The 13,852-nt window shown below is 40.1% G+C and carries 17 protein-coding genes; 5 read left to right on the top strand and 12 right to left on the bottom strand.

Translation table 11 applies throughout. From position 1 onward, the window contains the following. Positions 1 to 31: 31 nt before the first annotated feature. On the bottom strand, positions 32 to 856 hold the full coding sequence (locus tag K1X56_06015; GenBank protein ID MBX7094258.1) for an SAM-dependent chlorinase/fluorinase: 825 nt from the start codon (positions 854 to 856) through the stop codon (positions 32 to 34). A 100-nt stretch (positions 857 to 956) separates the two neighbouring features. Here K1X56_06015 and K1X56_06010 point away from each other — a divergent pair, with 100 nt between their 5' ends. Both K1X56_06010 and K1X56_06005 read left to right on the top strand, forming a co-directional pair. Further along, the gene (locus K1X56_06010; protein ID MBX7094257.1) at positions 957 to 1,955 is read left to right on the top strand and encodes a PhoH family protein; all 999 of its coding nucleotides are present in this window, start codon (positions 957 to 959) and stop codon (positions 1,953 to 1,955) included. 2 nt (positions 1,956 to 1,957) lie between these two features. Further along, positions 1,958 to 2,902, top strand: coding sequence for a phosphoribosylaminoimidazolesuccinocarboxamide synthase (locus K1X56_06005; protein MBX7094256.1), 945 nt, complete (start codon positions 1,958 to 1,960; stop codon positions 2,900 to 2,902). Here the strand turns inward: K1X56_06005 and K1X56_06000 are convergent, their stop codons facing one another. The 3 genes from K1X56_06000 to K1X56_05990 form a co-directional block, all read right to left on the bottom strand. Then, positions 2,903 to 3,448, bottom strand: coding sequence for a hypothetical protein (locus tag K1X56_06000; protein MBX7094255.1), 546 nt, complete (start codon positions 3,446 to 3,448; stop codon positions 2,903 to 2,905). A gap of 82 nt (positions 3,449 to 3,530) precedes the next feature. Next, positions 3,531 to 3,890: a hypothetical protein gene (locus tag K1X56_05995; protein MBX7094254.1), complete on the bottom strand. Its 360-nt coding sequence runs from the start codon at positions 3,888 to 3,890 to the stop codon at positions 3,531 to 3,533. Positions 3,891 to 3,976: 86 nt separating this feature from the next. Next, positions 3,977 to 4,720, bottom strand: coding sequence for a TerB family tellurite resistance protein (locus K1X56_05990; protein MBX7094253.1), 744 nt, complete (start codon positions 4,718 to 4,720; stop codon positions 3,977 to 3,979). Positions 4,721 to 4,777: 57 nt separating this feature from the next. Here K1X56_05990 and K1X56_05985 point away from each other — a divergent pair, with 57 nt between their 5' ends. The 3 genes from K1X56_05985 to K1X56_05975 all read left to right on the top strand — a co-directional run bounded on the left by K1X56_05985 (position 4,778) and on the right by K1X56_05975 (position 7,172). Beyond that, a complete protein-coding gene (locus K1X56_05985) occupies positions 4,778 to 5,212 on the top strand; it encodes a hypothetical protein (GenBank protein MBX7094252.1) in 435 nt (144 codons plus the stop codon). A gap of 251 nt (positions 5,213 to 5,463) precedes the next feature. Next, the gene (locus K1X56_05980) at positions 5,464 to 6,459 is read left to right on the top strand and encodes a hypothetical protein (protein ID MBX7094251.1); all 996 of its coding nucleotides are present in this window, start codon (positions 5,464 to 5,466) and stop codon (positions 6,457 to 6,459) included. Continuing rightward, a complete protein-coding gene (locus K1X56_05975; GenBank protein MBX7094250.1) occupies positions 6,378 to 7,172 on the top strand; it encodes a hypothetical protein in 795 nt (264 codons plus the stop codon). The genes K1X56_05980 and K1X56_05975 overlap by 82 nt, the downstream gene beginning before the upstream one ends. 7 nt (positions 7,173 to 7,179) lie before the next feature. Here K1X56_05975 and K1X56_05970 read toward each other — a convergent pair whose 3' ends face one another. From K1X56_05970 to htpG, 8 genes are all read right to left on the bottom strand, one after another. Further along, positions 7,180 to 7,995: a hypothetical protein gene (locus tag K1X56_05970; protein ID MBX7094249.1), complete on the bottom strand. Its 816-nt coding sequence runs from the start codon at positions 7,993 to 7,995 to the stop codon at positions 7,180 to 7,182. Beyond that, on the bottom strand, positions 7,949 to 8,737 hold the full coding sequence (locus K1X56_05965; GenBank protein MBX7094248.1) for a hypothetical protein: 789 nt from the start codon (positions 8,735 to 8,737) through the stop codon (positions 7,949 to 7,951). Before K1X56_05965 ends, K1X56_05970 begins: the two co-directional genes overlap by 47 nt. Beyond that, on the bottom strand, positions 8,730 to 9,158 hold the full coding sequence (gene yidD, locus K1X56_05960; protein MBX7094247.1) for a membrane protein insertion efficiency factor YidD: 429 nt from the start codon (positions 9,156 to 9,158) through the stop codon (positions 8,730 to 8,732). Before yidD ends, K1X56_05965 begins: the two co-directional genes overlap by 8 nt. A gap of 27 nt (positions 9,159 to 9,185) precedes the next feature. Beyond that, complete coding sequence (locus K1X56_05955; GenBank protein ID MBX7094246.1) at positions 9,186 to 9,938, bottom strand: hypothetical protein; 753 nt, start codon at positions 9,936 to 9,938, stop codon at positions 9,186 to 9,188. Beyond that, positions 9,938 to 10,750 (bottom strand): TPM domain-containing protein, encoded by an 813-nt coding sequence (locus tag K1X56_05950; protein MBX7094245.1) that lies wholly within the window; start codon positions 10,748 to 10,750, stop codon positions 9,938 to 9,940. The genes K1X56_05955 and K1X56_05950 overlap by 1 nt, the downstream gene beginning before the upstream one ends. After that, complete coding sequence (locus K1X56_05945) at positions 10,747 to 11,178, bottom strand: TPM domain-containing protein (protein MBX7094244.1); 432 nt, start codon at positions 11,176 to 11,178, stop codon at positions 10,747 to 10,749. The genes K1X56_05950 and K1X56_05945 overlap by 4 nt, the downstream gene beginning before the upstream one ends. Further along, a complete protein-coding gene (locus K1X56_05940; protein MBX7094243.1) occupies positions 11,178 to 11,765 on the bottom strand; it encodes a LemA family protein in 588 nt (195 codons plus the stop codon). Before K1X56_05940 ends, K1X56_05945 begins: the two co-directional genes overlap by 1 nt. 90 nt (positions 11,766 to 11,855) lie before the next feature. Continuing rightward, complete coding sequence (gene htpG / locus K1X56_05935; protein ID MBX7094242.1) at positions 11,856 to 13,784, bottom strand: molecular chaperone HtpG; 1,929 nt, start codon at positions 13,782 to 13,784, stop codon at positions 11,856 to 11,858. Positions 13,785 to 13,852: the final 68 nt, after the last annotated feature.

Here is a 13,852-nt window from a genome sequence, read left to right as displayed (position 1 = left end):
TACTAACAGAATTGGATTAGGAGAGAAGTCCTTATTGAAATTCAATCCGTATTGTATCATTTAATTTCAAACCGAACAAGCTGGAAGCTCCACCTCCAGAACCTTCCACACCACGGTTAATGGCGATTTCTAAATGACCGGAAGAGCCGAATAGGGCTACTTTTTCTCCCTCCGGTACCTCACCGTATGAACCCGATATTTCAGTTATTTCATAATCTTCACTCCGGAAGTACAGGGTAAAATCGCGATCGCCTTTTATTTTTTCGAATAAGTCACGCGTGATGTTGGTGATTACATTACCATAGGTATCGATATAAATAACGGTGCCCTTGATCATGTTTTGTTCTACAACCGGACGGAAAATAGCGCGTTCGTGAATGGAATCCATCGGGAAACCTAATTCTTCGGGCATTTTTCCCTGGGCCAGGTCGCAGGCGATGGGAATAAAAACATTTTTAACAGGGAAAACCTCCGGATTGTAGCCCGTATCTACCGTTATTTCAAAGATACGCTCAGGTGCCTCATCGAATAATAATGAGAAAATACCATTATCGGCGCCGATGAAATAATGACCCTCCTTTTCTACGATCACGTGCTTTACTTCATCTCTCATGTCGAAGGGACTCAATCGCTTAACCCGGTCCGGATTAATGCCGATAATATGAATGGTACCCTCCGGAAATTCGCGGTAAACATTACGAATTACAAAAGAGGCCTGGGCAATATCGAAGGGGGATATTTTATGGGAAATGTCAATTAAACGCGCATCCGGAAGCCTGCGTAAAACCGCGCCTTTCAGGGCCGCAACGTAATAGTCGCGGTCGCCCATGTCGGTAGTAAGAGTTATTACAGCCATCTTTCCGGAAAAGGGAATATTCTTAACTTTGAATTCGAACAAAAGTAAGCAGAAATACTCGATCACCCTGCAGAAGGGTGGTGACTAAAATCAGATTGCATTGAAAGAAAAAATTTTCGAGATCAATTCTATCAATCCGGTGGAGTTGTTTGGCATCAATGATACCAAGCTGGACCTCATTCGAAAGTACTTTCCTAAACTGAAAATCATTGCTCGCGGTACAACCCTAAAAGCGATTGGTGATGATGATCAATTGTCGGTTTTCGAAAGTAAACTTGAGTTGTTAATTGACCATTACAATAAATACCATAAGCTCACCGAAAATAATATTGAGCATTTGATGCTCGACGATTCCGGCGAAGCGGCAAAACCTTTGGGCGAAGATGTTATTGTATACGGTAATTCCGGTTTACAAATTAAAGCACGCACTCCCAATCAACGGAAATTGGTGGATATGATGTCGAAACACGACATGGTATTTGCGATTGGTCCGGCCGGTACGGGAAAAACCTACACCGCTGTTGCTTTGGCTGTAAAGGCGTTAAAAAATAAAGAGGTAAGAAGGATTATTTTGACTCGTCCCGCTGTTGAAGCCGGCGAAAATTTAGGATTTCTTCCGGGCGATTTAAAGGAAAAACTGGATCCGTATCTGCAACCTTTGTATGATGCATTGCGCGATATGTTGCCTCCCGAAAAATTAAAAGAATTCATTGAGCAGGGAACCATTCAAATTGCACCGCTTGCCTTTATGCGTGGACGAACATTGGATAAGGCCTTTGTAATTTTGGATGAAGCTCAGAATGCTACTGAAGCCCAAATGAAAATGTTTCTTACCCGAATGGGAATGAGTGCAAAGTTTGTTATTACAGGTGATGTAACTCAGGTAGATTTACCACGCAATCAACCTTCGGGATTAATAAAAGCCATTAAGGTATTGCAGGAAGTTGAAACCATCGGATTTGTATTTCTCGATGGACGGGATGTGATTCGCCATAAATTGGTAAAACACATCATTGATGCATTTGAAAAAGTTACACCCAAAGAAGAAAAGGACGATGATTCGTCGCAAGAAAAAAGAATTTACCGCAGAAAAAAATAATCATGAACGCATTAACCGCAACACAGTTTAATTTACCCGGACAAAAATCCTTTTACAAAGGGAAAGTAAGAGATGTATACAACATCAACGATCAGTTTTTAGTGATGGTTGTATCGGATCGTATTTCTGCTTTTGATGTGGTATTACCGAAAGGAATTCCGTTTAAGGGACAAGTGTTGAATCAACTGGCAGGACATTTTCTTGCTGCCACTGCAGATATCGTTCCCAATTGGGTAATTGCGCAACCGGATCCGAATGTTACGGTGGGTCACCTATGTGCTCCCTTTAAAGTGGAAATGGTTATTCGCGGTTATCTTGCTGGTCACGCAGCGCGTGAATACAAAGCGGGTAAGCGTGTTTTATGCGGCGTAAAATTACCGGAAGGATTAAAAGAAAACGATCCGCTTCCCGAGCCGATTATTACGCCTACAACCAAAGCGAGTGAAGGTCATGATGAAGATATTTCGCGCGAGGAAATTATTGCACGCGGAATTGTTTCGGAAGAAGATTATGTTCAGTTAGAAAAATACACCCGTGCCGTTTATCAGCGCGGAGTGGAAATGGCGCGTGAAAAGGGATTGATTTTGGTGGATACCAAATATGAATTCGGAAAAAAAGACGGAAAAATTTATCTGATAGATGAAATTCACACACCCGATTCTTCACGCTATTTTTATGCGGAAGGATATGAAGAGCGCCAGAAAAACGGAGAAGAGCAAAAACAATTGAGTAAAGAATTTGTACGTCAATGGTTAATTGCAAACGGATTTCAGGGTAAGGACGGACAACAAATTCCGAATATGGACGATGCTTTTGTAAATTCCGTAACTGAACGTTACATCGAATTATACGAAAAAGTTAGCGGTAAAAAATTCGAACGCGCTTCTTCTGACCATATCGCAGAACGCGTTGAAAAAAATGTGCTGACATTTTTAAAAGCGCAATAATTAATCGATGATCTGATTATCGTCGTGCACTTTTACTATGGTAGTGATGGTTTGAATTAAGGTGTATTTTTCTTCCTGATCGATACCCGGTTTTGCAAAATATTCTTTAAGCTGAATCAAACCATCCATTAATTCTTCTTCCGGAAAAGGAGGTTCCATGTTTTCAATCAGCGTGAGACATTCCAGTGCGGTCATAAAATCTCCTTCCAGAGCAATCCGTATAAACGTAGAAAGAAATTCTTTCGGTTCTAATCCGGCGTTCCAGAATATAGTCATGATTTTTGCGCGCTGCGGAATGAATCGTTTTTCATCGAGTGCGTCCACCAAAACCTCGTTTACTTTTTTATCCTTGAGTGTATATAATAATTCGGTCAACTCTTGTTCAACCTCACCGTGTGATGAAAACCATTTATCGAGTAGCGGGAAAATATAAGAGGCATCTCCCAGACTTTTTATTTTTTTTATGCTCTCTAATACCGTATGCTGATCGCCGGAATTTAAATCCTTAAGCAATTGTTCCCGGATTTGATCTTGTTTTTGACTCATAACCTTAAATTATACCACAAAACTAGCAATAAAAAAGGAGGACTCTTTCCGTCCTCCCTTTTGCTTTTCATTCATTTTGAATTTAAGCCGTTTCCATATCGAATTTAAGCGTGTTTTCGAGTGTAGCCAATTCGTTGTGCGTTTCCTCTTCTTTGGCGTTTTTAGGTGTATCAGCCGATTTTTTTCCGTTACGGATACTATTCACGGAAACAAAATTGGGCATACCCTGCAAATCGATCTTCAGATCTTTTAGCGACATACCAAGTGCAACGGCAGTGCCAAGATCGCGGATTACAAATCCGATCATAAATTCATCGTTTGAATTACCCGGGGTAACAACGAATTCAATTTTATTTTCGAGGCAATACTCGATAACGAGAAGAATGTTTTTCTTCCGTACAACCGCGCTTAGGGTTTCTTCGTTAAATTTTTTCGTCTCCATACTTCTGAAATTATGCTCTAAAATACGAGGTCTCAATTAGAGGAATGACCTGTTTTCAACAGGGAGCATCAATTTGTTGGTAAATCTTAGGCCATGCCACGCTCTTTCCGAATGGCATCGTAGGCTTCTTGTACCTTCTGGAATTTCTCTTTTGCAGCCCGCTGATGTTCCTCGCCCAGGCTGGCTACTTTGTCCGGATGGTACTTCACAGCCATTTTACGATAGGCCTTTTTAACGTCCTCGTCGCTGGCATTCGCTTCAATTTCAAGGATTTTATAAGCGCTATCGGTGTCCTTATACAAAGTGGCCTTCAACGATTCGAAATCCCGCGGATTCACTCCGAGGTAGCTGGATATTTGATGCAGAACATCGAGTTCCGTTTTATCGATTTTGCCATCTGCGGCGGCTATTCCGAACAGGTAATATAGCAGTTGGAGTCGGGCAGGGTGCTCCATATAATGCCTGATTTCCAGACATACATCTCTTACCGGTATATCTTTTTCGAGCAATTCCTTCAGGCTTTGCATGTGCATCCTGGTGGTGGCTTCCCCAAAATTTCTCAGAAAGAAGGATTTTACGTAATCCAGTTCCGATTTCATCACTTTTCCATCTGCCCGCATCACTACTGCGGTGAGCACCAGAAGTGAAGCAGTGAAATCACCCGGACGGGTGTGGTAGCGGTATTGCTCGCGGTTTTGATTGGGATCGTCGCTTTTCTCGAATGAGGTGGCATCAATCATGCTTCCGACCGCAAAGCCAAAAATTGCCCCGATAGGTCCGCCAAGACCCCATCCGAGACCACCTCCAATCCATTTTCCAAATTTTGCCATAGTTCTATCTTTGCAGACGAATGACCAAAAATATTATTTTTAACCCATATTAAATAAATGAATCCTACCGGCGTAATACCTTATCAGATCACTCCCCCTGCCATTAGCTCCGGCAGTGTGTATCTGTTTACGACCGATTCGGGAATAGAATACGAAGTTCGTTTTGCACGGAAAAAGGATAATTTATTGCACGCAACCGTAGCATTTGGTGTACTAAACGAAGAGTTTGGCGGAGAAGAGTATTCCGTTACCAACCGTGGTGAAGTGTACCGTGTAATGGCCACCATTGTGAAAATTGTACGCAATTACATGATTGAGCATCCTAATTTACGTTTGGTAGAATTTACCGGAGAGCCGAAGGAAAATGAATCGGCCGATGAAGCTACCAAGCGATTGATGTTATATAATCGTTACCTGAAATTTATTTTCGATTCGAATTGGAAATTTTCCCAGCACGGTAACCGCATGATTGCAGAGCGGGTTGACTTGTAAATTGACCATTTTTGGTTATTGTTTCATTGTCCTTTTTTCCCTTTTTTTACAAATAATTTTTTAAATCGTTCAAATAATCATTCTGCCATTTCGTTTGCATCCTGTCTCTTATTTTCGTTCCCATTCCGGCAAGCTAAAATTTGATGGTAACTTTTTTGTATTTCTTGTTTATACACTAAGTCCTCCTGTACCCGGAAAAGCAATAATTAATTTTTTTAAATCTGAATTCATTACCTATTAACCTCTTATTCATGAAAAAAAATCTTTTTGTAATTGTCCTTTTAATTCTTGCAAATGTTTCAACGCTGTCGGCCCAACGATTAAAAGTGCGTTGGACACCCGAACAAGTTTATACCAAAAGCGATAACGGTTGGTTAAGTAGAATTGTTGGTTATAATGAAGACAATATTTACTTGCTTCTAAATAATGGAACAATGCGGAAAAATAAAATTTATACGCATTCATTACTTGCTCTTGACCGGGGATCGATGAAAAAAATGGGAATTGTAACGCTGATTGACCAGAAAAAAGAACGCGGTTCCAGTAGCAGTAAGTTCAAAGGAATGAGTTTTCATAAAGTGGTTGCTACCAACGAAAATGTGTATGTGTTTTGGTCTAAATCTACCAAAGAAAGAACCGAATTATGGGCGCAGACCTTTGATGCCTTATTAGGGAAGAAGGAAGCGCTAAAAAAAGTGTATGAAGTTAAAAATCTGGATGAGCGTAAAGCGAAGGATGCCTCTGTTTTTGTACTGGATAATAAAAATTTCTCAGATTATGTTGTTATCGGATCTGAGCTTCCGGCGAGGAAGGATGAAGATATTTCCATTGAGTTTATGACGATGGACGCCAGTTTAAGCACCGGATCAAAATTGAAATCCAAACTTCCGATTGCGCTTTTAAATACCCGTAGTGCAGGCGGCGCTTACCAATTGGGTGAAGATGGTGATATTCATATTAAAACCTTCATTGTAAGTGAAGAGGGTAATAATATGGTCATCAATGGCCGGAAGAAAAAATATGGTTATGAAATGTATCCAATGTTTATTCATGTGGATGTAGAGACGGGTCAAACAGAAAATGCCCTTTTTCAATTTGAGGATAAAAATATTTTCGATTTTCATTATGATCTGGGTCCCGATCGCATTCAGTGTTACGGTTTCTTTTGCGATATGCTGAAAGATCCAAAAGGAAGAACAACACATGGAATTTTACCGGACAGATTAGCCTCGAAAATTATGAAATAACCAATCTCAACTTTACCAATTTCGATAAGGCCTTATTGGACCAGTTGTATTTAAAAGATAAAACAGATCAGACCAAGGCAAAAACAAAAAAGCAAAAGGCCAAAGGTGCGGATGAAGCATTAAATAATCAATACACCATTGAATACGCTGATATGTTGCCGGATGGAGATGCGGTAATATTTTGTTCTATTATGAATAACTATTCTACCACCACCTGTAATTCAAAAGGACAATGCGTAACTCATTATTATTGCAACAAGAGAAATGTTACCGGTTTTAGACTTTCTCCTGAAGGAACCATTAAATGGGCATCGAATCTGAATCGTGCTATAACTTATAGTGGATGGGATATAATGGATGTTAATGTCATTAAAGATGAGGAAACCTATTATGTTATTTATGGTTCGATTATGCGTGATAATGCTTCTTCAAAATCGGGGTTATCGAAGAAAAAAGGTAAAGTTGCCCGAAATACCTTAGAATATGCGGTGTTTAATATTGGGAATGGTAAATATGAAAAAGTAGAATACGAGATCAATGCTAAAGATGTAAAGAAGAGAGACAGAAGATGGATTTCTGCGGCAGCTATTTATTCTATGGATAATCAATTTTTTGTTATGAATTCCAAAGTGGGTATGTACTCGAGTAAACAAAAAGTATTTTACGGGAATATTTTTCCAATGGAAATGGAAAAGAAGAAGAAGAAAAAGTAAGAGATTTTTATCTGAAATCAATTCCTCCCGTTATAAACTGAATGCGGAGTTGGCAAGTACCTGCCAGCTCCGCTTTTTTTTGCGCTTGTTTTTCTTGCGTCAGTTTTTCGGTTAAACGGATTTGTCCCAGATAAAATTTATCAATCAAGCTCCCTCCCCAATAGATCATATTGAACCAGGTGGATTTAAAAAATAAATCGGCAATGGCAAAGACGGTCAGTGTGCTAATGCCTAATGCGATTCCTCCCTTTATGGGTTTACCAAGAAAAATCAATCCCGATCCCGGAACAAGAATGGAAGAGATTTTATAAAATCCGGGATGTTTTAATTCATAGTCTTCCACTTCGCATATGCAATTCAATGCCTGATAGGAGGAATCAATTTGAATTAAACGCGTTAACGCTTCTTTTTCTTTTTCTGATTTTTTTTGGTGGAGGTTGAGATAATTTAAGGTCCATATATCCGTATCTCCTTCTCCGTAATACGCTAGATACGATTTGGTATAAGCTTCGCTGGAATCAAATTCGCCATTGAGGTAGGTTCCTAATGTTTTGTTCCAATGCATTTTTTTTCGCACGATAGAGTCTGTAATCAAGGTTAAATCGATTCGACTTAACGTCTTGTTGATTTCCGCAATGGAAGCTTTGTGATGGAGCTGAAGTTGATATCGTTGAAGTAATAATTGTTGGACCAGGGTATCATTCTCACTTTTATAAATGCGGTATTCAATTGCCAGCAGACTGTCGGCAATATTCTCCTGCGCAAAAATCTGCGGTTTAATAGAGAATAACAGCAGAATAAGGATGATACGCTTGATATGCACTATAGAGGAATTGTGTTTTTAATTCTTTTTTTCTCGTTTTAAAATCACGAAGTGTACCTACGATATTGCTCAGGTACATACTGCCTAAAAATCCCAGGTTTAAATAGGTGAGGGGTTTCGACCAGCCTACTTGATGGATGGATTCGTACAAATTAATTCCCATGATTACATGCGAGAAGAAAGTGTTCAATGCCATGTTTTTTCTTCCGATGTATAGTTTTCCGGCGCCGGGGATTAAGATGGATAGTCCACCCGCAACCCATTTTTTTTTGCGATACATTTTTTGGTAATGCAACAACTCTTTTTGCACGGGTTCAGGCCATGACAATTGGGGATATTGAAATGGATTTTCTCCTAAAGCGTAAAGTTGAATGGAAGGCGAATGCAGATGGGTGCTGTAGAGAGGCGCTACTTCAGTAAACCATTTCTGGTGCATCGGATGCAATGGAAGCAGTAAGCGAAGGTTTAATTGAGAAAGAAGAGAGGTGTCGGACTCAAATGTTTTCGGGTGGAGTTGCAGGAGATGTACGAGAGCGGAATCCTTATTGCTATTATAATAACTTCGCGCCAGGTAATGGAATGCGAATGTTGAATCGTTTCTCATATTCTGAAGCGAATACTGTTCAGCCTCGGAAAAAAGTCCATTCTTAAACAAGTGCTTTACAAATAGACTGTCGCCTTGTTGTGCTTGTGCAGAAAAAAAAGAACTGCAAAGAAGGATCATGAAAAGCAATTTATTCATGATCGTTTTGAATATGGTTCGACTTGATTTTGTAAGGCATAAAATCTTTTTTGGCTGCGGGATTGCAATTAAAGTATTGGTCCAGTCCAAGGAGACTTCCTTCTATAATTCCGAAATGTTCAATTTGATGGAGGGTGTACGACGAGCAAGTGATTTGATAATTGCATTGCGCACTGATTTGTTCGGAGATGAGGTTTTGATAGATAAATAAGAGGCTTCCTCCAGCGTAGAAAAGCGGATTAATTCTTGTTTTACCGTTTTCTTTTTTTGGTGATACAAAGGGGTGAGGATGATGTTCCGGTGTTTGAAAAGAAGAAAATAAATTGGATTCAATTTCCCTTGCTACCTGATTTTTTTCCTGTTGACAAAATGAAAAAACCGGAAGGATAAGGCAAAGGATTAAAAATGCAATTTTCTTCATTGCTTAAAGATAACCAAAATAGATTGCTCACCAGCTACCTCCAGCACCGCCTCCGCCACTGGATCCTCCACCGAATCCGCCACCACCAAATCCGCCGCCGCCTCCACCGCCTCCGAAATAAGTTCCGCCCCAACCATTTCCACCGCGGCCAGAACCGATTACAGTGGTGTTTCTGCCACCGGGAATTAGTGATTTGAACATTTCATCCAAACAAAAATTAGCTCGTTTTATACTTCCTCTGGCGAAAAATAAATTAAGAAATCCGAGGGTAAAGACAAATCCCATTTGAAGTAAAAAGCCAATGACAAGTGAGATTGGAAAAGCCAGCAGAGCCACAGGCAATCCGATGTATAAATGGTCGTAATCGTTTTCAATAATATAACTAAATACCAGACCCATTAAGATGAATCCGGAAATCATGCTATAAAAAAACATAATACGCACAACGGGGTCCGCTCGTTTAAAGGCAATCCAGCGATTGCTGAAGTTTCCCATATACAAGAGGTTGATCCGATGATTGAAATTGTCGGAAAAAAATGAAAAGGGTAGTTTGTGTTTTCGCGATTTCTCTTTGTAGAATTCAAGCCATTCGCGCACTTTTTCATCTTTTCCGAAAGCCTGCTCAAAAAAACTCACCCGCAATTCTGCATCTTCTAAATCACCTTCGTCCTGATAACTGAATAATAAATCTTCGTGATTTTGACGTTTTATCAAAAGATAAATGGCAGCGGGAATAAATCCGATAATAGGAAGTAAAAGAAATAATAAGGCAGTATTCATTACCAGCTACCTCCCGCACCGCCTCCTCCACTGGATCCTCCACCGAATCCGCCACCACCGAATCCGCCTCCGCCTCCGAAACCACCCCAGTGACCGCGTCCGGATGAACTGTTCATCAACCACCAGCCCGTCCAAAATCCGGTATGGTTTCTTTTGGAATACTGATTGGTTTTGCGCGACATAAAAATGATCCAGAATAAAATTACACCGGCGATAATGATGATGGCGCTGGTAATTTTCATTTTTGGTTCTTTCGGTTTAAAACCTTTTCCACTGGCAAATGCTGTAGGCGTAAAATCAGCAGAAGCTAATTCCATACAAGCATTCACACCGGTGATGATTCCATCGAAGTATTTTTGTTGTTTGAAATAAGGAATCATCCGGTCCTCTACAATACGCTTGGCATAGGCATCAGGAATAGCGCCTTCTAAGCCTCTTCCCGTTGCAATAAAGCAATGCCCTTTGCCATCGGCTGAAGATTCCTTAGGAACCACCAGAATAAGTAATCCATTATCTTTTCCCTTTTTACCAATACCCCAGGTGTCTATGACTTCAAACGCATAGGTAGAAGGTTCGTAATTGCAGAGATCACTTACGGTTAAAACGACAATCTCCGTGGAGGTAGATTGATTGTACTGTTGCAAGGCGTTCTCCAAGGAAGCAGCTTGCGTTTCCGACATCACACCTGCCTGGTCGTTGACCAATTTTAATTGTGAGGGTTTGGGAACAACTTTACACTCGCTTGATTCGGAACAGGATGTCCAGCTTAATGTAATAAAGACCAGGAATAAAACCGAAACGAATTTTTTCATTTACCGAATAGAATTTCGTTCGACAATTCATTCTGATCATCTTCTTTTCGCGGGAAAAATTTTGCCAATTCGGTTCCGGATTGTTCAATCGCTGTGCAAACTGCTTCGAAGTAATTTTCGTTTTTCAGTAATTGCTGCATCGTATCGCGAATGGCATTCCAAAAATTTTCCGGAACTTTTTCATTGATTCCTTTATCACCAATAATGGCGAATTTACGGTCGCGGGAGGCCAGGTAAATTAAGACGCCATTACGTTCCTGGGTTTTGTCCATTTCGAGTTGCTTAAAAATATAAGCGGCGCGGTCCAGGACATCAATTCTGCATTTCTCATCAATAAAAACCCGGATCTCGCCGGAAGTTTTTTCTTCTGCCAGCGAGATCTCCTGTTCTATTTTTAAAATTTCTTCGGAGGAAAAAAGATTCGGCATTATTCTTCTCCCTTTTTAAATTCAGAGCGCACATCTACCGGATTTTCTGCAGCAGCGTTGGTAATGGTAAATCCTACCTTCGGCTCAAATCCAAAAAATGCGTTGAACATATTATTCGGGAATCGCTTAATGCGGATGTTGTAATCTTTAACCGCACTGTTGAAATCGGTTCTTGCCTTGGCAATACGATTTTCTGTCCCTTCTAACTGCGCTTGTAAATCGCGGAAAGCGGCGGGACTTTGTAATGTGGGATAAGCCTCCATTTGAAAATTAAGTGCGGTGCGGATATCCTGTGCTACAGGTTCCATTTTTTCAATGTCGCCTGCATTTTTTGCATCCGTAATCCCGGCGCGGTATTGCGTTACTTTGGTTAAAATGTCTTTTTCATTTGCAGCATTCATTTGAACGGTAGCAACGAGTTGAGGAATGAGATCGAAACGACGCTGATATTGTGCCTGAATATCCTCAAATTTCTGATTAACATTCGCCTCTGCAGAAACGATTCCATTGTAAGTACTTATCATGGAAATAAGTATGATCACAAAAAATCCGACAATAGAAAGTAAAATAATAGTTCCTTTTTTCATTTTAGTTTTTAGTTAATGTTGTTTGTGCGAATTCATACGCAGAGATTGAAAAATCGTTTCAGAATAAAGATTAAATTATGATGAAAAAAATCATGATTTAGTGATCAAATCTGCTGTGCGTTTCATGAAATCCGACAATTCTTTTCCTTTTAGTAAACCTTGCGACAATAAAGCAAGATCCACCACCTGGCGGGTAATTACTTTTTTTCGCTCCGGATTTTCTTCTTTTAAAATTTTTGAGGTAATCGGGTGATTGCTGTTTACAACAAGGTTGTACATTTCAGGCAGGGTTCCGTAAAATCCTCCGCCGCCAAGTGCTTCCTGTTCTTTCATGCGACGCATAAATTCAGTTTGGGTAACCATAGCAGGAACATCCGTTTCGCTCATGCTTTCAAATTGAACGGTAAATTTGGAGGCGTCGATTAATTCCTGGTACACCGGTTTTAATTCTTCCTGTTCTTTTTCCGATAATTTGCTGGGTTGCTGATCATCTTTTTTAATCAGATTGTCCATGGTGTCTGCATCTACCCGAACAAAGGATGCGTTTTCCATTTTGCTTTCGAGCTTGGAAATAAAATGCGGTGCAAGCGGACCTTCGATAATTAAAACATCGTAACCACGTTCTTTGGCAGATTCGATGTAGTTATCGTGTGTTGCGGTTGATGGCGCATAGAGGTAAACAATGCGATTGTTTTTATCGGTTTGAATCGCTTTGATTTTTTCGGTGTATTCCGCCGGTGTGTAGTAATTCCCTTCGTGATTTTTTAATAAAGCAAACTTCTGTGCACGCTCATAAAATTTTTCATCGGTCAACATTCCGTATTGAATGAACACCTGAATGTGATCCCATTTTTTTTCGAAGTCGGCACGGTCGTTTTTGAACATCTCTTCGAGTTTGTCGGCCACTTTTTTAGTAATGTGCGATGATATTTTTTTCACATTGGCATCGCTTTGTAAATAAGAGCGCGAAACGTTCAATGGAATATCCGGAGAATCGATCACACCGTGAAGCAGCATTAAGAATTCCGGTACAACACCTTCTACCTGGTCGGTTACAAATACCTGATTGCTGTATAGCTGAATTTTATTTTTTTGAACTTCAATATTGTTTTTCAGTTTAGGAAAATATAAAATACCTGTCAGGTTAAAGGGGTAGTCCACATTCAAATGAATGTGAAATAATGGTTCTTCAGCAAATGGATATAACTCGTGGTAGAAGGAAGTATAATCTTCTTCTTTCAGTGAGGATGGCGATTTGGTCCAGGCTGGTTCCGGATTATTGAGAATATCATCCCTTTCAATTTCTTCTTCTACACCATTTTCATTGGTGATTTTCTCCTTCTTTTTACCCATAGCAATTTCAACGGGAAGGAATTTGCAGTATTTGCGCAAAATTTCTTTTACTCTGAATTCATCAGCAAATTCTTCTGAATCGTCGGCCAGGTGTAAAATAATATCTGTACCACGATCCGCTTTATCACTCGGTGAAATACTGTACTCCGGATTTCCTTCGCATTCCCATTTAACGGCGGCTTCGTCGCGATAGCTTTTGGTGATTACTTCCACGCGTTTGGAAACCATAAAGGAGGAATAAAATCCTAGTCCGAAATTCCCAATGATTCCCTGTGCTTTATCCTGGTATTTTTCTACGAATTCTTTGGCACCGGAAAAGGCAACCTGATTAATGTATTTCTCAACTTCTTCCTGACTCATTCCAATCCCTCGGTCACTAATCGTGATGGTTTTGTTTTCCTTATCCACCGAAACTTTTACGGTTAGGTCGCCCAACTCGCCTTTAAATTCACCCAGTGAAGAAAGTGTTTTAAGTTTTCTGGTGGCATCAACTGCATTCGAAACCAATTCGCGCAAAAAGATTTCATGATCGGAATAAAGAAACTTCTTGATGATCGGAAAAATGTTTTCCGTCTGAACATTGATTTTGCCTGTAGTAGTACTCATAGTTTTATTCTTTTGGCAGAAATACATCAAAGGAGAGACCAGTCTGAAAAAACCTGTCATTTTGGCGAAAAGCAGAGGAATGTCCCGATTCGTAAGGGATGAACATACCCCTGGGGAGTCGATTTGTC

Source organism: Flavobacteriales bacterium (assembly GCA_019694795.1).
Lineage (GTDB): Bacteria > Bacteroidota > Bacteroidia > Flavobacteriales_D > UBA2798 > UBA2798.
Note: the sequence above shows the minus strand (reverse complement) of the source record. Positions and strands in the feature narration are given on the sequence as shown.